Below are 21,926 nucleotides of genomic sequence, written 5' to 3'. Positions count from 1 at the left end.
GTTGCCGGGTAAGGATTGAGTAGCAATTGAGGATAATAGCGGGCTAAATTTTTTGTGACGGGTGCGAAGCCACTTTCGACTTATGAAATGGATTCCGCAAAAATTCATTAAAGAATTCCTCAGGGTGTTTTTCTGTGAAAATGAAAACACCAATTTAGTATCGGTGAAATCGAGCCAGTCTGCCTCAGGCAGACTGGCTCGACTCAATCGTCACACACTGGAATGTTTATAAACTTTGCGAAATTCCTTCCGATTAAGTTTTTCACAATCCACACAAAGCCCAATTTGATATCGATGAAAAATGCCCTGTTTGTTTCGAGTGTTTGTTTTTTTTTGATTTTCTCCTGTACACCGGAGAAACAAGAATTTGGAGGAGAAATATCTACCGATACCAATCAAATTTTGATAGGAAAAGCCCTTTTTGAAAAGCATTGCTCCACCTGTCACAATTTCAACGAGGATGCTATAGGGCCCAATCTGAGTGGACTTACCCGCCAAATCGAAACGGAATGGATCAAGGAGTTTATTAAGAATCCCTCAAAATCCATCGAAGCGAAAGATCAAAGGGCGCTGGAGTTACTGGCAAAATTTAAAAGCCAAATGCCAGGATTTCCGGATTTGACTGAACAGGATCTGGATGCAATTCTTAGCTACCTTCACACCTTTGAGACCCTGCCACTTGAAATCGTCGGCGATACGACCTCCAACTTAATTCCTGAGAAAATCCAAGATTCCGGTATTCGCCTGAGATTGGAGTTTTTTGCGCAATTGCCGGCTTCTGATAGAGTTTCTCCTTTGGCTAAAATGACCAAAATGGAAGCGATTCCGGGTACGCAGCGCTTGATGATCAACGATCAAAGGATCGGACTCTATGAATTAGTAGACCAAAACCCAGTCTTGTATTTATCTGTAGTAAATGCCCGTCCGGATATGGTCAGCAAGCCGGGTTGGGCGACAGGAGTTGGAAGCTTTGCCTTCCATCCTGAATTTCAAACCAACGGCTTGTTTTATACGGCCCACACCGAGCCCGGTGGTACACAAAAATCCGATTTTGGGTTTACCGACAGCCTGAGTGTGTTTATGCAATGGGTGGTCACCGAATGGAAAGCCGAAAATCCCACCGCCTCAGTATTTAAAGGGACAGACCGTGAGATCCTGCGAATTGACAATGCATCTCAAGCTCACGGCATGCAGGAACTTACCTTCAACCCAAATTCCAAAAAAGGGGACCCTGATTTTGGATTACTTTATATAGGCTATGGAGATGGAGGAACTGCCGAAAAACGTTTTGCCGCAATCTCCAACCATAAAGGGGCAGGAATTTACAGCAGTATTTTAAGGATTGATCCTGCCGGAAAGGATGGGGCGAATGGAAAATACGGAATTCCAAAAATCAATCCTTTTGCCGGAATTCCAGACAAAGCAGGAGAAATCATAGCCTACGGTTTCAGAAACCCCAATCGGGTGTTTTGGGACGCAACCGGAAATCTCCATGCGACAGATATAGGACAGCACAGCATTGAAGAAATCAACCGTATAGAAGAAGGTAAATTCTATGGTTGGCCGGTGCGGGAGGGCACCTTCACCATCAATCCTTTTGGAAGTTTCAGAACTCTATATCCCCTTCCCGCGGATGATAAAAAGTTTGGAATCATTTATCCCCTTATTCAGTTGGAACACGACGAAACGGTGGCGATAATAGGAGGATACACGATTCCTGACGGACCTTTGAAAGGGAAGTTTGTTTTCGGCGACATACCCTCAGGAAGGCTCTTTTTTGCAGATTTGGGTGAAAAGCCTCAACCTAAAGTCCAGACATGGGGGATCATTTTTGAGGGCAAGGAAGCTTCCATGCAGACCTTAGTCAATCACGATCGGGTGGATTTGAAATTTGGGATCGATGCAGATCGAAATGTCTACATCATGAGTAAGACGGAGGGGAAAATTTATAAGGTAAAGACTAACTGAGTGTTGCAAAACACACCTGTCAGGTTTTCAAAACCTGACAGGTGTTACTAAGAATTTCATTTCATAGATTGCTAAAAAAAAAGTCCGAATGATCAATCCGGACTTTTTGTTTTGATTGAGGATGTTTTATTCTGAATACATCAATTCATAGTACTCTTTTGCCATTCGATTGCTTTCGAATTCAACGCGTACATCGTGCATGCCGGCCTGTACCATATCTCTCCACTTTCGCTTATTGTCATAATACATCGGGATGATCTGATTTTCGAGGATGTCGAACATGTGGTCCAGATCTTCCTGATCCTGATCTTGAATGCTCAGGTTGTGATAGTCGACCTCTGGGATGATAAAACAATTCTCACCATGTCTTGCAAATTCGCAAATCCAACCGTCATAGGTACTGAAGTTAATTGCTCCGTTCATAGATGCCGTCATACCGCTGGTACCAGAGGCTTCCCGAGGCACTCGGGGATTGTTAAGCCAGACGTCAGAGGCTTGCTTGAGTCGTTTGCTCAGCGTTAGCTCGTAATCCACGCAGACGGCTACATTTTTGTAATTTTTACTCAAATGAACCAATTGATTGAAAACGCTGATCGCGCCATAGTCCATGGGATAGGGTTTTCCTGCCCAGATGATTTGAACAGGTCGGTCGGCATTTCGCATAAGCGCATCAAACCTCCGCAGATCCCGGGTGATCATCTCGGGCCGTTTGTATGCTGCAAATCTTCTAGCCCAGACGATAGTCAGGATATCCGGATCAAGCAATTTTCCGGTTTGATCGGCAACAATTTCAAAGGCCCGTTTTTTTAAGAATCTTTTGCGGTCGTCAAAAGCATTGTTATCCGCTTCTTCCATAAATCTGAAAAGCTGCTTGTCCGCCCAGTAATTCCAGTTTTGAGCATTAGTGATGGACTGAATTTTGGGGATGTTAGGGTAATGTCCCCACATTTTTCGACTCACTTCTCCGTGAAGCTTACTTACCCCATTGGCCTTTCGGGCAAATCGCAATGCGGCCAAGCTGTGATTGAACTGATCGCCATTTATTCCGGTCAAAAGGCGTACTTCAGCAATAGAGTGTCCGAAGAAATAGCTCATTTTATCACAGAGATAGAAGTCGTGTTTTTCATTTCCGGCTTCCTCGGGAGTATGAGTCGTGAAGACTAGTCGTTTCTGAACTTCGGCTTTGCTTCCAAATTTCTTCATCAGATAGAAAACACTACTTACCGCATGAGCCTCATTTAGGTGATAGACATCCGGATTGAAGTTGAGCTCATCAATCAGCCTAGCACCACCCAGTCCAAGTATCATCATTTGGGCGATTTTGGCCGCCGTGTCTGCATCATATAATCGATGCGTAATGGTTTGGCTTAGGTAGTCATTTTCAGGTAGGTCAGTGCTTAACAGGAAAAGTGGAGCACTGTTGAAAGTCGTCGGAGGAAGGTACCATGCTTTTACCCAAACCGGCTGATCATGAACAGGAACGGTAAATTTGATCCCTGTATCTTCCAAAAAGCTATAGGTTTTTTCGTACCACTCAGGTTTCAGGGTCTGATCTTGATTTCGACCCTGATCGTAATAGCCGTACTTCCACAGTATGCCGATTCCTATCAGGTTTTGTTTGAGTTCATAAGCGCTTCGCAAATGAGAACCAGAAAGAAAACCCAAGCCCCCACTGTAGATTTTTAAGGGTTGGTGAATGGCAAATTCCATCGAGAAATAAGCCACGGATTTAGAATATGCCGGGGAAAGCGCGTAAGGAACTTTATAGTTTATAAAAGTGGTCATAGTTTTAAATTTTGAGAGCGATAAGTTAAATGAATTGCTCAAAAAAGTTTCATCAAATATTTAAAATGAACTTCAAAGAAGTTAATCTTTTCCGGCAATCTTAAATATTCCCCAAACCAAAAAAGAACCAAAAAAGGCAGCTGGCAAAACGATAACCAAACCCAATAGTAGCTCAAATGGTAACATATCATGAGAAGAAGAGTCTCGCAGAATGTCATAGAAAATCTTGGAAAGCATACCAAGGAAAACGCCCAAGCTAACCATCAATGCGATAAATCCGGGGGATCTTTTTAGAAGCGAAAATGCAATAACGGCACAAATGAAAGCTCCAGGTCCCAAATAAAAATAGATGACCCTGGCAAATTCACCATCCTCAGAAAAATCAGCAGTCCAATAGCCAAGAGTGCCAACTACAAATCCAAGAGCAATGGATGGAAGGTGTTTTTTACGAATCATATAAACAGGGTTTGAAATAGAATAGTCAAAAAGCTAAAGCTCCCTGACTATTCCAAACTCCAAACGAATAAATTGCTAAGAGGTTATCGTTTAGATTTTATGCTAAAACTTTTCGCGCGTTCCGATCCGGATCATTTTTCACTTCGCTCACGTCATTTAGCACCATAGTTTCCCCATTTTGAGCGGTGAATTTCGGCCAATCGGGAAGTGCTCCTGTAGTTGGATTTCCGGTTCTCATAAATGACAAAAGTGAGGCTGACATTTTCTCGGAAAGAGCTCGGGGACGCTTGCCTCCTCCAGTATGTGTGTACATGCGGTCGGTGTTGTCAAACCAAAAGCAAATGTCAATGCAGTGAAAAGCCCGCATTCGGCCATTGTACAGATTAGGCTCCCAGCCAAACCAGGCCATGTAAACAGGCCCTTTTTGTTTGGCTTTGGCAACACCACAAGCCACTGCATTTGCACGGTTGGATGCAGCAAGAGTCATGATTTCCGCTGGTTTTTTGCCTGGGAAGTTTGTGGCATAAGCTTGGTAGACTTCAGGGGATTTGTCACCAAACCGTTGCTTCATAGCTTCGATAATTTCCGCTTCTCCCGCAGATTCGAGTTTTGGATTGGTACGGGTGGCACCCCACTCATGAAAGGTGGTGCAAATCATTAAGGGAATGTCTGCTGTATGGTCGTTTGGATTGCTGAAAAACTCGCCCTGTGGCACATTTACTCCATCCGCCACCGGGCCAAACCCTCCCCGGAATCCGGGTAGCGGATTTTCCTTTCGCATGCGATCCATAGCTTTTCCGCCGATGTCGATGTACTCTCTCCAGGGGATTTCCTGAAGTTTATCGACCTCGTTTGGCTGTAATCCTGCTGCTTCCAACACAAATTGTCCCAGTTTTCTGCTGTAGTCCTGGTCATTGGCCTTGAGCATGGATCCGCTCAGAGCGACTCCTTTGTGCACCAGTCCTTTGGATGCAGGCATGGCCATCGTGCAGGTTACTTTTGCACCTCCGCCGGATTGACCCATGATGGTGACATTGCCCGGATCACCTCCGAAGTTGGCGATATTATCCCGAACCCACTCCAGAGAAGCGATAATGTCGAGCTGACTGACATTGCCGGAGGAAGCGTACTTGGCCCCTCCTACTCCTGACAAATCGGTAAAGCCAATCGGTCCGAGGCGGTGATTGATGGACACAAAAACCACATCACCCTTTCTGGAGAAGTTTTCTCCGTGATAACCGTCTTGCTCGATTGCATTTCCATTGGTAAATCCCCCTCCGTGCAGCCAAACCATCACCGGACGCTTTTTGCCGTCCGCTAGCGCAGGTGTCCAGACATTCAGTTTGAGACAGTCTTCGGAGACATCATCATAATTCCAGTGGTCCGCAAAGGAGGCATGCGGATTTGCATAGCGGCGATCCATATTTTGTGGTGCAGTATTTCCCCACCAAAGCGTTGGCTTGATATCTTTCCATGGAGCAGGTTTTTGGGGAGGCATAAATCGGTTTTTCCCGGCAGTGTCTGCACCGTAGGGAACTCCCAGGTAAGTATAAATTCCATTGAGGATGTAGCCTTGGATTTTTCCATAGGAAGTTTGGGCTATGGCAATGTCATCGCCCATCTGAAGGAATTGTTCATCCTCAACTTCAGTTTTTTGTGTGGGCAGCGGGCTTGCGTTTGCTATAAATGGGACAGCTGTAAGTCCCGCAGTTCCCAATCCGATTTTTTGTAAAAAATCGCGTCGGTTATTTTTCATTGATTTTAGGTTTAGAGTCAACTTCTATTGTCTCAATTTGTGTAAATAGCTGTATTAATCCTAATCCGAAGATTATTTTTTATTTTGAGCTTCCGATTGAATTTTAAACGGTTAACCGCAGATACTTATGGTACTTAAAAAATGGATGCTGACAGGGTTGGCTTCCTTTGGATTAATCGCATTTGGCTTTTCTCAGGAAAAACCAGGCTACTTCATGTATCCGGATATTCATGAAAATACAGTGGTTTTTGTGGCGGAAGGTGACTTGTGGAAGACTTCCCTCAATGGAGGCGAAGCTATCCGTCTGACCACGCATGCGGGCGAAGAAAGCTCTCCAAAAATTTCCCCTGATGGTAAATGGGTTGCTTATGCAGCAACTTATGAAGGTCCTACCGAAGTCTATTTGATTCCGATTTCGGGTGGCTTGCCTCGCAGGCTGACCTACGAGCCTGCCGCTTCGATCCCGACCGCCTGGAAATCGGCCAGTGAAGTCGCCTATGTGACCAATCAATATTCCACGCTGCCACGCCTAAATACGGTAGTGATAAATATTGAAAATGGATCCAAATCAATTGTACCGCTTGACATGGCGGCTGAGGGAAGTTTCAATGCTTCCGGGGATACCTACTTTTTTGTCCGTCCGACATTTCACAATAATGTCACTAAACGCTATGAAGGGGGCACGGCCCGTCAGCTTTGGAAATATACTTCCGGCCAAGCGGAAGCGGTAAAACTCACCAACGAATACAAAGGGGAAGACCATCATCCCATTTACCATAATGGGAGGGTTTATTTCCTTTCCTCCCGGGATGGCATTCAAAATGTCTGGTCCATGAATGAAAACGGCTCGGATCTGAAGCAACACACCAAGCAGTCGAGCTATGACGTGCGGGAAGTATCCATTCACGGGAATAATCTGGTTTACCGTTCCGGTGCGGATTTGTACCTCCATGAGCTTTCAAATGGTCAGGACAAAAAGCTGGCGATCAGCCTTACTTCTGATTTTGATCAATTGCGGGAATATTGGATCGACAATCCTGCGAATTATATCAGCACGATCTCGGTAAGCGATGACGGAGAAAAGGTCGCTTTGACTGCACGGGGAAGGGTTTTTGTTTTTCCGGCAAAACAAGGACGATCACTTCGTCTCAGTCAAAAAGATGGTGTTCGCTATCGGGATGCGGTTTTTTCACCTGACGGAAAAGACATCCTGACCTTTTCCGATGAAAGCGGGGAGTTTGAGATACACCAATATTCCGGACTCGGTTTGGATCAGGGAAAAAAGATTACCTCGGATGGCACGACCTTGAGATTTGGTCTTTTGCCTTCTCCTGACGGGAAAAAGCTCGCCTACTATGACCTCAATAATGAACTCTGGATTCAGGAAATTGCCTCCGGAAAAAAAGTCAAAGCCAATGCAAGCGATGAGAACCTAAGCGGATCAATGGCTTGGTCACCGGACAGCAAATGGCTGGCTTTTGGACAGGCAGCATCCAACACATTTATGCAGCTCTTTATTTTCAATTCCGAAACAGGCAAGCGAATTCCTCTTACTTCCGATCGCACCAATAGCATGAATCCCCAATGGAGTCCTGACGGAAAGTGGATTTATTTTATGTCTGACCGTAATTTTGAATCACGCATCGGTTCGCCTTGGGGCACACGTCAGCCCGAGCCCTTCTGGGAAAAACAGATCAAGATCTACCAAGTAGGATTGAAAAAGGGATTGGTTTCTCCTTTCCAGCCCAAAAACGAATTGAAACCAGCCGAAGAGAAAAAAGCGGAAGGTCCAGTGACTGTCTCGATCGATGAAGAAGGATTGATAGAGCGCGTACGCGAAGTGCCGATTCCTGCGGGAAATTACAAGAGTCTAGTAGTGACGGATAAGGCTCTCTATTACCATCGAGTAGGTCCTGGAATGGGCATCTATTACGGAGGAGGAGCTCCAAATGACGACAATCCGGCTTTAATGATGACCCCAATTGATGAGAAGGCCGAGCAGAAAGTCTTTGCCGATAAGATCAACAGCTTTGTCACTTCACTCAATAACAAGTTTGCTGTCCTTCGCCAAGGCAACAACCACTACGTGGTGGAATTGGGCACTTCACCGGTTTCCGATCTCTCCAAAAATCAGCTAAATCTGAGTGGCTGGAAGTTTTCGGTAGATCCCCGAGAAGACTGGAGACAGATCTACACCGATGCCTGGAGAATGGAGCGGGACTATTTCTATGACCCCAATATGCACGGTGTGGATTGGGATGCAATGTATAAGAAATACCTGCCACTGGTAGATCGGGTCACTACCCGTCGAGAACTATCCGACGTGATGGGTGAACTGATCGGAGAACTGAGTGTCCTTCATACTTCAGTGGGTGGAGGAGATTTGCGTGAAGGGGATGATAAGATCCAGTTTGGAATGTTGGGGGGGAAGTTTTCCAGAAATGAAAAACTGAGAGGATATTCCATCGACCATATTTTTAAAAGCGACCCGGATTATCCGGACGAGATGTCACCGCTTTCACATCCTGATCTGAATGTCTCCATTGACGATGTGATTACGCATATCGACGGAGTTTCCGTGATGGACGCGCCGGATTTGCTGTACTTGCTCCGGGACAAGGCAAATAAACAGGTCCGAATCAAAGTACTAAGCAGTTCCGGTGCAGACAAGGGCGACAGGATCATCCTTCCAATGACTTCAGCCGCAGAATCCAATCTGCGCTACAACGAATGGGAATACACCCGACGCCTAATTGCTGAAGAAAAATCCAATGGTGAAATCGGCTACGTCCACCTTCGTGCGATGACTGCACCCGATATAGGGCAGTGGTATCGTGATTTTTATCCTCAGTTTAAAAAGTCAGGATTGGTGATCGATGTGCGTCAAAACCGGGGAGGAAATATCGATTCTTTTATTTTGGAAAAGCTGATGCGGGAAGTCTTTTTTTACTGGAAAAGCAGAACGGGCGAACCCTATTGGAATATGCCCTATGCCTTCCGAGGACATTTGGTCTTGCTTGTGGATGAGTTTACCGCTTCGGACGGAGAGGCTTTTGCCGAAGGCTTCCGAAGACTTGACATGGGTCAAGCCATCGGTGCCCGAACTTGGGGCGGGGAAGTATGGCTCTCCGGGGTGAATACACTGACGGATAACGGCGTGGCCCGTGCGCCGATGAATGGGGTGTATGGTGTGGTTGGTGAGAAATTGGTCGGTGGGGACACCGACCAAGGCGAATCCGTCGAATGGCTGATTGAGGGAGTGGGATTTATCCCGGATATCGAGGTGATCAATATGCCAAAGGCGACTTTTGACGGAAAAGATGCACAGCTTGATGCTGCGATTGAGCATTTGAAAGCATTGATCAAGGCTGATCCAAGAGCTGTCCCTCAAGCGCCTGCCTATCCGGATAAGTCATTTAAAAACGGTAAGAATTGAAAAGTTGAGGTCAGTCGAGACACTGACCACTGCGAATTGACATCCGCGTCACTGCGAGTGAGGAACGAGCGAAGCAGTCTTTTAACCCAGAACATAGAGTAAAAAATAGAATCCTTACTTCAAATGAATTAAACCACTGAAATTCAGAAGAAACATTAATCTTTGCCTTTCTCCAAAATCATTTCTCTTAAAATGAAAAAACACTTTTCTCTACTTCTAATCCTGATCTCTTTTCAGGCTTTTTCCCAAAAAATCCCCATCCCTGGCTCTGTAAAACGAGCCATAAGTCAGACTGATACGGTCACCATCCGAAACCACATCGCGTACCTTGCAGATGACAAGCTGAAAGGGCGAATGCCCGGAACGGAAGGCTATCAGATGGCAGTGGATTATGTGGTCGATCAATTCAAAAAAATCGGTATCCAGCCCGGAGGAGACCCAGGACAATACACCCAAAAGCTGATTTTGAGAAAGTCTGTGGTGAATAATGCTACAGCTGTGGCTACTTTGAAAGACAAAAACGGAAATGAACATTCCCTGCTTTTTGCCACAGATTTCCTGCCTTATCCTCATCCAATGTCAGCAAAGGCCTCAGGAGAAGGAACCCTGGTTTTTGTGGGATATGGTGTGGATATACCGGGATTGTATTCGGATTATGATGGCGTGAATGTAAAGGGTAAAGTTGTGGTAATGGTTGCGGGTGTGCCGGATGGAATTCCCGCTTCCACTCTGATTTCTCACTTTTCCAGTCCGGGGAATAAAATGAATACGGCATTTGCCAAAGGGGCGACTGGTGCGATTTTGGTTAATCCTGCAGTACCATTTACCAACCCCAATCCGACACTTCAATCCAACGTGGCGCTGAACCCGGAGAAAACGACTGCTTATGGACGGGGTTTCGTAGGGAATCTGGGCTTTGCACTCACTGGAAGCAAATCTTTCCTGACAGGGCTTTTTCTGAATTCAGGCAAAAATTTGGACCAAGTTTTAGTTGATATTAAGTCCAGAAAGAATTCCTCTTTTGAGTTTCCTTTCACCTTTTCGGCCAGTTATACCAATACGCAAAGCGAGTTTGACAGCCACAATGTAGTCGGCCTGATACCGGGTTCGGATCCAAGACTGAAGAATGAATACGTTGTTCATTCTGCCCATTTGGACCATGTGGGAATCGGAAGGCCTGAAAATGGGGATTCGATCTACAACGGGGCGCACGACAATGCCTCAGGAGTTGCCTCACTACTGGAAATCGCCCGAGTGTACAAGAATGGTAAGGCCAAGCCAAAGAGATCTGTACTGATTGTGATGGTCACTGCGGAGGAAATGGGGCTGGTGGGCTCTTCCTATTTTGCCGCCAATCCAACGGTACCTAAATCATCCATCGTTGCCAATGTCAATACCGATATGCCCACGGTCATTGCTCCTTTGCTCTCTGTGGTTCCCTTGGGTGCAGAGCATTCCAGTATCATGGGAAATGTGAAATTTGCCGCGGACTATCTGGGATTGGATGTGGAGGCAGATCCTGAACCGGAGCAAAACCGGTTCGTGCGAAGCGATCAGTACAGTTTTGTAGTAAGCGGGATTCCGGCTTTGCACATCAAGTACGGCAACAAAAGCAATGTACCGGGATTTGATATGGATGCATTTATCAAAGAATGGAGAGCCAAATACTACCACCGCGCTGCCGATGGCATGGATGGGATTTTCAATTTCACCGCCGCCAAAACGTATGTGCAGCTAAATTTTCTGATCAGCTATTCCATTGCCAATACGCTGGAAAAGCCCCGTTGGAATCCTGGCGATTTGTTTGGGATGGGAAGCAACTAAAACAAGTAAACCGGGAAGAATGCCCACATTAATTGTGAAGCTCTTCCCGGTTTTAAAAAATGGACTTATTTTTTTGGCTTAGTAGCCTCCATAGCTGCCTTTTCGGCAGCTATTTGCATCGCCATCGCATCCAGTTGGATTGGGGAATTGTCCCAATAGCCATAGGCTTTGACGATTTTACCATTGACAAACTGAGACGTGATGTGAATCGGAATTTCGTATGTTTTTCCGTTGGCGGCCATGGTTCCTTTCCAGACTCCCCAATAGTTTACCCAAGTTTCTCCTTTATCATCCAAAACCATTTCAATGGCTTCATTTTCCCTGTCTAAAGAGTAAGCGTTGAGTGGTTCTAACTCCAGTTTTTGCTGAGCGATGATTTGCTGAATAGTTGCAGGTTTATCTTCTGTTGCATTGAAGAATAGTTGTGCTCCTTCTGCATAATTGGATTGGTAGGCATCCCATTCCCCATTGACGTAATTGGTCATGATTGATTTGATTGTTTCAATCTCAGAGGATTGTTGAGTGTAGCGCTGCTTGCCATCACAGGCAAATAAAAGGATAGCGAATAGACCGATTACGATTAGATTTTTCATTTTTTTGGGTTTTAGGTTATTTGGTAGGACGACTCATGTCTTTATTCAGTTTATACAGATAAGTCCAGACATTTTTAAGTGTTGACCGGAATTGGGCCTGCATGGCATCCCTCTTTTCTTTGCCGTGTTCTTTTTCATAGATATCCCATACATTATTTCTTGTGATATCCATTGCAGCAAAATTCTTATACGGGTTGACCACGTGGTAATTTGGACTATCAGGGCTCATTGTTACCCAGCTGTACCAATACCCTCTGGGAGCTCCTTCTGCTTTTGTCAGACTTGCAGCGATCTCTCTAATTATGGGAATGAATTTATGAGCTTCCGAGGCGTGGAGTTCATAAAATCCAACGGAGATCAATTCGTCTGTAGTAGGAGTACTCATACTTAAAGCCGGATGGAGACGGGTAATATGGTTAGTTGCCTTTTCAATATGGGGATTGATTATAGCCGTCACCAATGAAGCACAGTTGCTTCCTACCGGATCCGTTTTATCCATTTCTGCCCAATTGGGCATGTCTGAAGCCAAGACGTATACGTTTCCTTCGCCTTGTTGTCTTTGCCATACTCTCCAGGTCCATTCTCCTTTTTCAGCTAAATAGCAGGATTTCCAGGCTTTTACACCCTCTTGAAATTGGACCTCATGTCCGGGCTTTATAGTAAATTCTGTTACCGACATAAGCGGACCGAGTGGATCAGACTGTCCAAGAGAAACAGTAAGCGTGGTGAAGAATAGCGGAGCAATTACCACCACTTTGAAGAGGTTTTTTAAACGGGTTTCCATGATGATCTTGGGTTATTTCCTGCCAATATGGATATGGGGTAAAAAGATAAAAAGGCAGCTAGGACGAAAGGGGTTGAAAATCGTCCGAACCAAATGAAAAACTTTTCCAAAATATTTGAAATGCAAAAAATTGATATTCAAAAGCTTATAATTTGTTACATTTATTTCATGAAGCGTATTTATATCCTTCTGATTTTTTTAATTCCGAATCTGGCCATCGCTCAGATAATGGAAAAGAATGGGCTTTTCCACTACAAAAAAGTATTTGTAGAATCGGATTATTTTGGTCCGGAGTATCTGGTAGAGTTGGAAAATTCTTTGATTAAAATCACAGACGATTCACTGATGAGATTGCAGATTTTAAATGATTTGGGTTATCACTACCACACTCGAAATCTGAATAAAGCACTTAAACTGATTAATCAGGGGCTGAATGAAGCGACCGACCTGAATAACACGTACTGGCAGGGAAGGCTTCAGGTATCCCAAGGGGCAATTCTGCTTCGCATGGAAGAACTTGAGTTGGCCGAACTCATACTTAAAAATGCCATATCAAAAATTCCAGAGGCAGAGAGTTGGCTTCTCTATACCAATTTGGGCTATGTTTTCGAAAGGCTTGGGGATTTGGGAAAAGCGTTTGATTTTGCGGCCAAAACCCTAAAGATCGGGGAAACTTATGGCGACCAAAAAGCCATCGCCATGGCCTATTCCGATATGAGCAATCTTTTTTGGAAGCAGGGAAAATTTGATATCGGCTTGGAATATGGGTTGAAATCACTTGCCATTTTTGAGAAAAGAGGAATCAAAGACTTGGACTATGATTTTACGCTCCATGTGGTTGGGAACAATTTGGTAGAATTGGGAAATCTGAGACAGGCGGAAAAATACTTTCAGCAGTCCATCCAAATCGGAGAAAACTATGGGTTTTATAATAACCTGAGCGATAGTCACATCGCGCTTTCTGAGCTATATGTTAAAAAAGAAGAATATGAAAATGCAATAACTTCAGGAAAGGAAGCGCTCAAATATGCAGAGCTGTTGGAAAATGATTTTATGATCATGCGATCCTATTTAGCAATGGGAAGAGCGAGCAATGCAGCAGGAAATTTCAATGCAGCTTCTGATTTTTTGGGAAAAAGTATTCAAGTCGCCACACCTGATTTTGGGGATAAGTATTACCTGAGTTTGGTTTACCTTGAGCTAAGCAAGGCATTGGAAGGGAGTCAGCAATTTGCCTTGGCATTGGAGGCAAGCCGCAAGTATGATCAACTTAGACAGGATGTCTTTACCGATCAAGCCAACGAACAGATTTCCCTTTTACAAACTCAAATGGAGCTCTCCCAAAAAGAAAACACCATCAAACTGCAAGAAGCAAAACTCTCGAAAAGCAAGATTCTTCAGGCTTTTATATTGACACTTTCCGGGATTTTAGTGGTTTTTCTTTTTATCCTCTATCGGATTTTTCTTCGGAAAAAGAGGTACAGCCAGCTTCTGGAAAATAAGAACCTCGAAAAAGAATTTCTTCTCAAAGAGATTCACCATCGGGTAAAAAACAACCTTGAAACTATCTCCAGCCTACTTTCCCTTCAAACCTCAAAAATTGAAAGTAGGGAATTCCAGGCAATAATGGAAGAAACCCAAAACAGAGTTCATAGTATGGGAATGATCCACCAGCGGCTTTACCAAGGTGAAAATATGAAGTCGATTGAAATGAAGGGATTCTTTGAGAGTCTTGGAAATTACATCATTGATACATTTGATGCTTCAGACCGAATCCACTTTTGTTCTGAAATGGAACCCCTTGAACTTGATGTGGACTTGGCCATTCCGATCGGTCTCATTGTCAATGAATTGATATCCAATTCACTAAAGTATGCTTTTCCAGAAAATCGCTTTGGGGAGATAGGAGTCCGATTAGTAGAAAAAGACAATCATTTGTTTCTCATAGTTACAGATAATGGAGTTGGAATGACATCGGATCCACCGATACTCGGGACTGGATTTGGCACGGAATTGATTCGTTTGCTTACGGTTCAATTGGATGGCAAGATGACGCTTCAAGCACAAAATGGAACAGCAATTTTTTTTGAATTTCATCTCAACAAAGCTGCCTAATGGAGAAAACCAGAATATTGATTGTGGAAGATGACATGATCATTGCCTCCAATATCAGTTTGCAGCTGTCAAACCTGGGATACGAGGTGACGGGAATTGAAACCAAAGCGGAGACAGCAGTACATCATGCCTTGGAAGTGAAACCCGATATGATTTTGATGGATATCAACCTGAAAGGCCAATCCAATGGAATCGATGCCGCACATGCCATCCGAAAGTATCTTGACATCCCATTGATTTACCTGACGGCAAATGTGGACGATTCTACTTTCCAGAAAGCAAAGGAAACCCATCCCTACGCTTTTATTGCTAAGCCTTTTACCAACTTAAATCTCGAACGTACCATTGCTTTGGTAGAGGATAAGGTCAAAGAAAAACGGGAAAAACTCTCCTCCGAGGACACCTTAGTAGATTCCCAAGAGGATCGGATTTTTATCCGAAACAATAATAAGCTGATCAAAGTGATGTTGGAAGATATTCTTTATGTGGAGGCGGACCGAAATTACTGTAAAATCATAACTGTAGCTCAAACGTACCTTGTGGTCAGTCCAATGAACAAGCTGTGTGAAAAGATCGACCCGAGGCATTTTATACGAATCCACCGATCCTTTGTGGTAAACTTTTCAAAGTTGGATGCAGTGGCGGAATCCTTTGTAGAGGTGAAAGGAAAGCTGATTCCCATCGGCAAACAATACAAAGAAGACTTGCATCGAATGCTGAATAAGGTTTGATATAAGTCAATCAGGTAGCTTGAATCTTCAGATTTTTAGGTCCTAATTCTTCCTTTCAATTCTGATAAAAGGGCTTTTCAATAGATACCAGAACCTCTGTTTTTTGTCCTCATCAAATTCGGCTAAGCCAAGTTTCACCTGCTCCGCAGGTTTGTATGTGTAGGTACCGAAAATACGATCCCAAAGGATAAAGATGTCAGCAAAATTGGAGTCGGTGTAGTGTTGATCCTGATCGTGGTGGATTTTGTGCAGGTTCGGTGTGGTAATGACCAAGCCTATTGTTTTGTCCAACCAGGAAGGGAACCGGAGATTGGAATGCTCGATAACCAGAAATGGGGTCAACACGAGAACATACACCCCTATTGTAAACAAATCCAATCCGAAGATCGCTGACATCAGAATAGGGGCACTGCCAAACCAAAACAATACTTCAATGGGATGGCCACGAAAATAAGTGGAGGAATCCATAGTCGTATCACTGTGATGAACTCGGTGAAAACGCCATAAAACAGGAACTAGATGGGAAATCCTGTGAAACCAATAGGTAGCTAAATCCAGGATCATCACCCCCAAGATCAACTTCAGCCAAACCGGAAGTTCAATAAGATGAAATAATCCTATTTCGTTTTGATTGAGCCATTCGATACAAAAAACGAAGATGACTGCCCAAAAAAGATTTCCGATCAGAAAAGGGACCATAAACAGAAAACTATTCCAGAAATGATGACCTCGCCTTTGAAAATTAAATTGAGTGTCAAGGATGTGTTCTAAAGTAAAGAACACCGCAATCAATCCGATTGCGATGTAATTGAGGTCGATGGAGAGTAGGTATTCCAGTGTTTTCATTTTTTAGAGGAAGTTAAAGTGTCTGGTTCAATTCAATATTTCACCCAACGCAGTCTCAACCTTTTCCTTCATTGATTTCTCTTGCAGAAAGAATTATGGTGATTTGTCCATAGTCCAAATTGAATTGCCTTATAATAATTTCAACTTAGCGTATTCGTGCCTTTGTGGCTAAATTAAACTTTAGGGCCACAAAGGCTCTAAGACACCAAGTCCAAAACTCATTTTTTAAACATCAATTCTCCCGGATCATAATCCTGAGGTTCCAGACTGGTCAAATAGAGGTAAAGCGCTTCCAGGTCTTCGTCCGACATTCTGGAAAATGGCCCCCAGTGCATGGGTGAAATCTTGATTTGCCGACCTTTTCTGAATCGTTCCTTCCACTCTTCCACAGTTTTGAATTTAGATAAAGCACTGTTGGGGTGTGGAGTAATGTTAGGCGTGCGCATCCAAAGTTCAGGATCACCCCCTACCGCCAAGGCAAATTCAGGCCAAGGTTCGAATTCCATTCCTCCCGCGTATTCGGGACCAATGGCCTCAAAAGTCATCAAATCTCTATTGGTATGGCAACCCACACAATTGGCCACATAGCGGGAGATGTATTCACCCCGTTCGATTGTGGCCTGCATCTTTGGAGCAAAGGCAGGAGGAGTTGGGTTTTCAATGGGTTTAAAAGAAGAAGCCATCACCCGAACAGCTTTTCCCATAAAGGTCCACTCGTTATCCTTTACTTCATTTTTGATTGGTTCCATACTTCTCAAATAAGAAATCACTGCGACCAAATCCTCATCTGCCATATTCCAAAAGGGCATCAAAACTGATAAAGTGGCTGATCCATCCGGTTTTACAGCATGGCGCATCATTCGAAACAGTTGACCATCCGAATATCGTGCTATCCCGGTGGTAGGATCTGGTGTCAAATTTCTGGTGTATAGTTTACCAATGGGTCCCAATGGGAAATCTACACCGCCTTTCAGGGGAATAGGTTGACCTGCATCAGCAGCTATCATGTCCTCGAGACTGGACACATGACAGTTGGAGCAGTGTGCCGGTCCATGAACCAGGTATCGGCCCCTTTCGATGACAGTTGAATCGGTACTTACCTTAAGTTCAGGGTAGGGAATATCGTAGGTTTTATCCCATGATAGTTGCACATAAATCACCATTCCTCCGATCAATACAATTAGGAGGGCTAGAATTCCGAGAATGATTTTCTTGAACATGAGTGCTGGGGTTTAGGTGAACGGTTTTTATTTCTTATTCCATTGTAAAATGATTTCAGTGAAGAAAAGCGGAATGACCCATGAAATCCAGATCGCAGTCGGTCCAGTTTCCGGAAATGTTCCCAATTCGTAATAGAAAGGCTGACTGGTCAGCCAGCGGAATAAGACAAAAGCAAAAGTCACGACATAGCTTCTCACCATCCACTCTTTGTGAATATTGACTCGCTTGAGCAGGATAAATCTCAAAGCCATCCCCGAGGTAAAAAACCAGGCCATCGCAAGCATCAATAAGGAAAGTGCCCATGTCCAATGAATCGCAATCCCGGTAGTCAAAGCAAGCGATACCGAACTGATAGTTCCAATCAGGATTCCGGTCAGATAAAGCCTCCCTGTCCATCGGTGGATTTTTAGGTATTTGTTTCTAAAACCTGCCCAAAACTGAAAAGGTCCTAAAACCAATGCGAGCAGGCCCCCTGAAATATGACCGATAAGTGGCCACTTCATTCCCCAATATCTTCCAAAAACTTCCTGGTCAAAACCGAAGTAAGGTAAGGCATCATTCAGGACAAATTTTCCTGCGAAAAGGATCAGAAAAGCCCAAGCCAATAGCATCAGCCAGGCTTTGGGTTTATCAGGGACTAGCGTGAGGGTTTTGGCCATGATTTTAATAAAGTGGTTAACGTTTTTTTTCTAAGGGTATAAATTCGTATTTGTCAGATTTTTTTTTTTTTGTAGATGAGCCGTATTCTGCATGGGATAACTTGTTCGGCATTTTATTAATCATGTTTATGATGATCCGAATTCTTATAATGCTCTTTAATTAAATCCCTACCGAAATCTCCGTTAAAATCTCTCCACACGGTATGTATGTGATTGGCCTTATTCTGGACATTATCAAACTCAATCAAAAACGATTTGCCTTGAATCCGGTAATAGTGACCTTCACCGAGAACTGTCGCTCCTGCCCACCCAAACCTTACCTCATCTAGTTCTTCATTCTTAATGCTATTCATTCTTTTTTCGGCTTGTTCAGCTGGAATCGTTGATAGATATTCATCAAGGAGTTTTAAAAAAATCAGTTGTTGGTTCCTGCTTAGTTGACCTAACATGATTCCTACAGGGCTTAAAGGCTCGACTTCTTTTGATTTGCCGGTAACAATATCGAAAAATGGTTCCTGCTGAAATATTGCCATTTTCCTTTGCTCTTCTGATAATGAGTTGATCAGTTCAAAGCCAAGGTCCTCTTCCCTTTGTAGCGTGCGCTCACCTTCTCTGGGTCCGGAAAGAATTTTTGCTGGATTCGCTCCTAAAAACCGGGGAGCATTTTCAACTTTTCCGTTGAGAATTGTAAAATTTAGGGAAACATGATGTCCCTCGAAGGAGAAAGCCCATAAGCTGTCCTTTTCAGGATTTCCATAAAATGCAACGGAGTAATTTTCGGGATTCCTCATAACCGAATCCCCACTGATTTCCAAAAGGACATTTTCCAAATCGATAATTTTCACAGTTTTCATGTATCCAGTTTCTGAGAGAAAAGCCTTAAGGAGTTCGTCCAATTTTGACTTCTGACTTGGGTCAAGTTCATTCAGCTGAATTCCTGCTCTGGGAAACATTGAACTGGGTATATAATGCCAGAGCGTTCTAGACTCGTCATTGAACGGCATCTGTGTTTTGTTCCTCTGAGCCTGCGTTAGAGACTTCAAAAAATCAACAGCAGGTTTTTCAGACCCTAGGCCGAATGCCATCACCATCGATGCAACTGCAAAAAGGCTGATAATTACAATTTTCCTCATAGTGTAAGAGTCATTTAACAATGCCTGGCAGACAGGTTTTACTGATTAAAAGCGTCACTTAATTTTTTGGTATCCACATACTGTTGAAAAGACACGACTTTTCCGTCCTTTAAGGACCACAGATGAGCTACCTGAGCATTGTAACTGTTTCCATTCTTGTGTTTGGCATCGTAGCGTAAGGTGGCCAACACTTTGCCATTGCTCATTTCATGAAGAACAATATCCTTCAGGTTAAAAAATTCATGATCTGCACCGATGCGGGCAAAAACGCCATTGAGCACTGCGTCGGGCCCTATGTAAGGATTGCCATCGGCATAGGCGTTTCCTTCAGCTTCGTTCCAGACTACATTGGGATCCAATCCTCCCAAAACAGCAGGAATATCACCTACGGCAAAGGCCTTATATAGTCCCTCTACGATGGACATGTTTTTTTTCGAGTCACTATTTTCTTGACTGATAGCTGGGATTGTTATGGAAAACAAGGCAGCGATAAACAGGTAATTTTTGAGAGTTTTCATAGTTTGTTTTAGTTAAATGTTGGAGATTTTCGCTTCCAATTCGATTTCAATTTGAAAATTTTAAAGACTGAGGGAACACCCCAAAATATCCCCTCAGTTTTTGAAGAATTGGAGAAATGACTTAAGGATCTAATCTTCCTTCGCATCACTGTTTCCGATGTCCCTGATGCATACATAATTGCCATCACGCTTCTCCCAGATGGCCATGTACTTGCCCGTGTAGGTTACTTTTCCGGTTGCGTCTTTTCGGGTTGACTTACCAACCTCTGTCACTGTGTTTCCATCACCAAAGACCTCCAAAACATCATATGCCACTGTACTGCCTGCCGCACTTTTTGCGAAACCGGCCTCAATGGATTTTTGAATGGCGGCTTTGCCAACAGACATCGGTTCACCGGGTCCCATCGTCACTGCATCATCACTGTAGAAAGCAAGTATTGCATTGACATCCCTAGCATTGTCAGCAGCAGCAAATGCTGTTTCTATGGCTTGGATCTCAGCTTTGATGGCGGACATATCAGGTTTGGTCTCAACCACAACAGGTTCAGGAGTGGCGACATTTTCTGGTGCAGGAGCGCATCCGGCAAGACCGAAAAATGTGAGTGCAATAAGCGCAGGAGCAATTCGGGAATAAGTTGTTGTGTTCATTTTTCTCGTTGTTTTGGGCCTACTCTGGACGGTTTTCGGCTTCTCCGTTTTTTAATTGCCGATGTTTAATGGCTCAAGATTTCCATGTGGCAAAATTGCCTGTGGGCTTTCTTTTCTGAAGGAGTGAACTTTGAGGTAGCTCAGATTTCTCCAGAGCCACTCCAGCGGTCCATAATGAAAATACCGAAGCCAGATTGGACTCAGGATCAACTGGAAGATCCAGATCGGGAAGACTACATAAAGGAGTTCGTAGCGTTGCAATTTACCGAAGAGACCAAAACCCACTCCGGTAAATACTATCATACAAATCACAGAATGCATGATGTAATTGGTCAGGGCCATTTTGCCAACCGAAGCCAGACTGCTTTTCAGCCAAATCAAAAAATTCGATTTGGAGAATAGCATGATTAATCCAATATGGCCCATGCTAGTAGCTATTCTTCCCAGGTCATAGGTGAGATTGGACTTTGCTATCGCAACAGGAGAAAACTGACCATTCAAAACGACTTGGAGCTCATAATAATTGATGGAAATGCCGATCAGATAACCAATCCCGGCCATTTTTCCATAGAAACCAAAGGATTTATCCCCGGACAGTATATTCAATTTGAACAGCGCAATCCCGACCAACATCATGCTGAGTACATCCCAGAGTCCATATCTATAGGACATAAATTGATCGTAATGAGAATTGATCGGTGCCAAAAATGCAACCACATCAAAATATCCTTTCTGCATCGAGGAGTTGAATTCTGCAATGAATTCGGGAGAGCGTTCTTCCTGAAACTTTTCCCATTGGGTTTGGGATTCTTTAAGCTCCTTGGTCAATTCTTTATTTTCCGCTTTATAGGTATCAATTAGGGCTACATCAGCAGCCAATTTTTCACTTTTTCGAAAGTCTGAATAGTTCCAAATCATTCCTCCCAAAACCAAAACTGATGCTGCTACGATCAATTTTTTTGGTGCCATGTTTCTAAATGAATACACCAAAAAACCCATCAAAGCATAATCATAGAGGATCTCACCCGTCCAGAGGAGGAGGTATCCGTGTATCAGTCCAAATACAAGCAACCAAATGAGCCGCCTAAAAAATATGTCCGCAGCCTTAATTCCAGCTCCACGCTTTGTCAATCGGTCTAGAAAAATGAACATCCCAACACCGAAAAGAAGTGAAAACAAGCCGCGCATGGTTCCTTCAAAAAACATGTTTGTCGTTATCAAGGTGTAGAGATTCCATCCCGTGAATCCACCGGCTACTGTTGGATCATTGTAGGAATTTGCCAAGCCGAAGGAGTTGATATTCATTAAAAGAATTCCGCATAGGACAATTCCACGCATCACGTCCAGGGACTGAATTCTGTCCGACTGCTGGATAGGGGTGATTTGTAAAGAGGAGGCTTGTTCCATTTTTGGAGTTCTGGGGGAAAGGATAGGTTGGATTTAGAAAAATTGA

Annotated in this window: 17 protein-coding genes; 5 read left to right on the top strand and 12 right to left on the bottom strand. The window is 43.9% G+C overall.

Translation table 11 applies throughout. The features are described from left to right. Nucleotides 1-294 precede the first annotated feature (294 nt). The gene (locus tag BLQ81_RS01150) at nucleotides 295-1,968 is read left to right on the top strand and encodes a PQQ-dependent sugar dehydrogenase (RefSeq protein WP_092728113.1); all 1,674 of its coding nucleotides are present in this window, start codon (nucleotides 295-297) and stop codon (nucleotides 1,966-1,968) included. Between the two features lie 126 nt (nucleotides 1,969-2,094). On the opposite strand, the gene glgP is transcribed toward BLQ81_RS01150, so the two are convergent. The 3 genes from glgP to BLQ81_RS01135 all read right to left on the bottom strand — a co-directional run bounded on the left by glgP (nucleotide 2,095) and on the right by BLQ81_RS01135 (nucleotide 5,965). Beyond that, nucleotides 2,095-3,753, bottom strand: coding sequence for an alpha-glucan family phosphorylase (gene glgP, locus BLQ81_RS01145; protein ID WP_092728112.1), 1,659 nt, complete (start codon nucleotides 3,751-3,753; stop codon nucleotides 2,095-2,097). 81 nt (nucleotides 3,754-3,834) lie between these two features. Then, entirely contained in the window at nucleotides 3,835-4,209 is a 375-nt protein-coding gene (locus tag BLQ81_RS01140) for a hypothetical protein (protein WP_092728111.1), read from the bottom strand. Nucleotides 4,210-4,306: 97 nt separating this feature from the next. Next, complete coding sequence (locus BLQ81_RS01135) at nucleotides 4,307-5,965, bottom strand: carboxylesterase/lipase family protein (RefSeq protein WP_092728110.1); 1,659 nt, start codon at nucleotides 5,963-5,965, stop codon at nucleotides 4,307-4,309. Between the two features lie 127 nt (nucleotides 5,966-6,092). Here BLQ81_RS01135 and BLQ81_RS01130 point away from each other — a divergent pair, with 127 nt between their 5' ends. Together BLQ81_RS01130 and BLQ81_RS01125 are read left to right on the top strand one after the other, a co-directional pair. Beyond that, nucleotides 6,093-9,401 (top strand): S41 family peptidase, encoded by a 3,309-nt coding sequence (locus tag BLQ81_RS01130; RefSeq protein ID WP_092728109.1) that lies wholly within the window; start codon nucleotides 6,093-6,095, stop codon nucleotides 9,399-9,401. Between the two features lie 192 nt (nucleotides 9,402-9,593). Beyond that, entirely contained in the window at nucleotides 9,594-11,225 is a 1,632-nt protein-coding gene (locus BLQ81_RS01125; RefSeq protein WP_092728108.1) for a M28 family peptidase, read from the top strand. Between the two features lie 65 nt (nucleotides 11,226-11,290). Here the strand turns inward: BLQ81_RS01125 and BLQ81_RS01120 are convergent, their stop codons facing one another. After that, on the bottom strand, nucleotides 11,291-11,818 hold the full coding sequence (locus BLQ81_RS01120) for a hypothetical protein (RefSeq protein WP_092728107.1): 528 nt from the start codon (nucleotides 11,816-11,818) through the stop codon (nucleotides 11,291-11,293). 16 nt (nucleotides 11,819-11,834) lie between these two features. Next, nucleotides 11,835-12,602, bottom strand: a complete 768-nt coding sequence (locus BLQ81_RS01115; RefSeq protein ID WP_092728106.1) for a hypothetical protein — start codon at nucleotides 12,600-12,602, stop codon at nucleotides 11,835-11,837. Nucleotides 12,603-12,770: 168 nt separating this feature from the next. On the opposite strand from BLQ81_RS01115, the gene BLQ81_RS01110 reads away from it, so the two are divergent. After that, complete coding sequence (locus tag BLQ81_RS01110; protein WP_092728191.1) at nucleotides 12,771-14,717, top strand: tetratricopeptide repeat-containing sensor histidine kinase; 1,947 nt, start codon at nucleotides 12,771-12,773, stop codon at nucleotides 14,715-14,717. Continuing rightward, nucleotides 14,717-15,448 (top strand): LytTR family transcriptional regulator DNA-binding domain-containing protein, encoded by a 732-nt coding sequence (locus tag BLQ81_RS01105; RefSeq protein WP_092728105.1) that lies wholly within the window; start codon nucleotides 14,717-14,719, stop codon nucleotides 15,446-15,448. The genes BLQ81_RS01110 and BLQ81_RS01105 overlap by 1 nt, the downstream gene beginning before the upstream one ends. Nucleotides 15,449-15,490: 42 nt before the next feature. On the opposite strand, the gene BLQ81_RS01100 is transcribed toward BLQ81_RS01105, so the two are convergent. From BLQ81_RS01100 to BLQ81_RS01070, 7 genes are all read right to left on the bottom strand, one after another. Next, on the bottom strand, nucleotides 15,491-16,294 hold the full coding sequence (locus BLQ81_RS01100) for a sterol desaturase family protein (RefSeq protein ID WP_092728104.1): 804 nt from the start codon (nucleotides 16,292-16,294) through the stop codon (nucleotides 15,491-15,493). A 218-nt stretch (nucleotides 16,295-16,512) separates the two neighbouring features. Further along, nucleotides 16,513-17,514 carry a cytochrome c gene (locus tag BLQ81_RS01095; RefSeq protein ID WP_092728103.1) on the bottom strand — a complete coding sequence of 334 codons (1,002 nt, stop codon included), beginning with the start codon at nucleotides 17,512-17,514 and terminating at the stop codon, nucleotides 16,513-16,515. Nucleotides 17,515-17,541: 27 nt separating this feature from the next. Beyond that, entirely contained in the window at nucleotides 17,542-18,174 is a 633-nt protein-coding gene (locus BLQ81_RS01090) for a DUF2306 domain-containing protein (protein ID WP_092728102.1), read from the bottom strand. A gap of 116 nt (nucleotides 18,175-18,290) precedes the next feature. Next, nucleotides 18,291-19,307, bottom strand: coding sequence for a DUF3500 domain-containing protein (locus BLQ81_RS01085; protein WP_092728101.1), 1,017 nt, complete (start codon nucleotides 19,305-19,307; stop codon nucleotides 18,291-18,293). Between the two features lie 38 nt (nucleotides 19,308-19,345). Beyond that, a complete protein-coding gene (locus tag BLQ81_RS01080) occupies nucleotides 19,346-19,825 on the bottom strand; it encodes a nuclear transport factor 2 family protein (RefSeq protein ID WP_092728100.1) in 480 nt (159 codons plus the stop codon). A 129-nt stretch (nucleotides 19,826-19,954) separates the two neighbouring features. Continuing rightward, nucleotides 19,955-20,473 carry a YybH family protein gene (locus BLQ81_RS01075; RefSeq protein WP_092728099.1) on the bottom strand — a complete coding sequence of 173 codons (519 nt, stop codon included), beginning with the start codon at nucleotides 20,471-20,473 and terminating at the stop codon, nucleotides 19,955-19,957. A 51-nt stretch (nucleotides 20,474-20,524) separates the two neighbouring features. Further along, a complete protein-coding gene (locus tag BLQ81_RS01070) occupies nucleotides 20,525-21,880 on the bottom strand; it encodes a DUF418 domain-containing protein (RefSeq protein ID WP_092728098.1) in 1,356 nt (451 codons plus the stop codon). Nucleotides 21,881-21,926: the final 46 nt, after the last annotated feature.

The organism is Algoriphagus alkaliphilus (assembly GCF_900103735.1).
GTDB classification, from domain to species: domain Bacteria; phylum Bacteroidota; class Bacteroidia; order Cytophagales; family Cyclobacteriaceae; genus Algoriphagus; species Algoriphagus alkaliphilus.
Note: the sequence above shows the minus strand (reverse complement) of the source record. Positions and strands in the feature narration are given on the sequence as shown.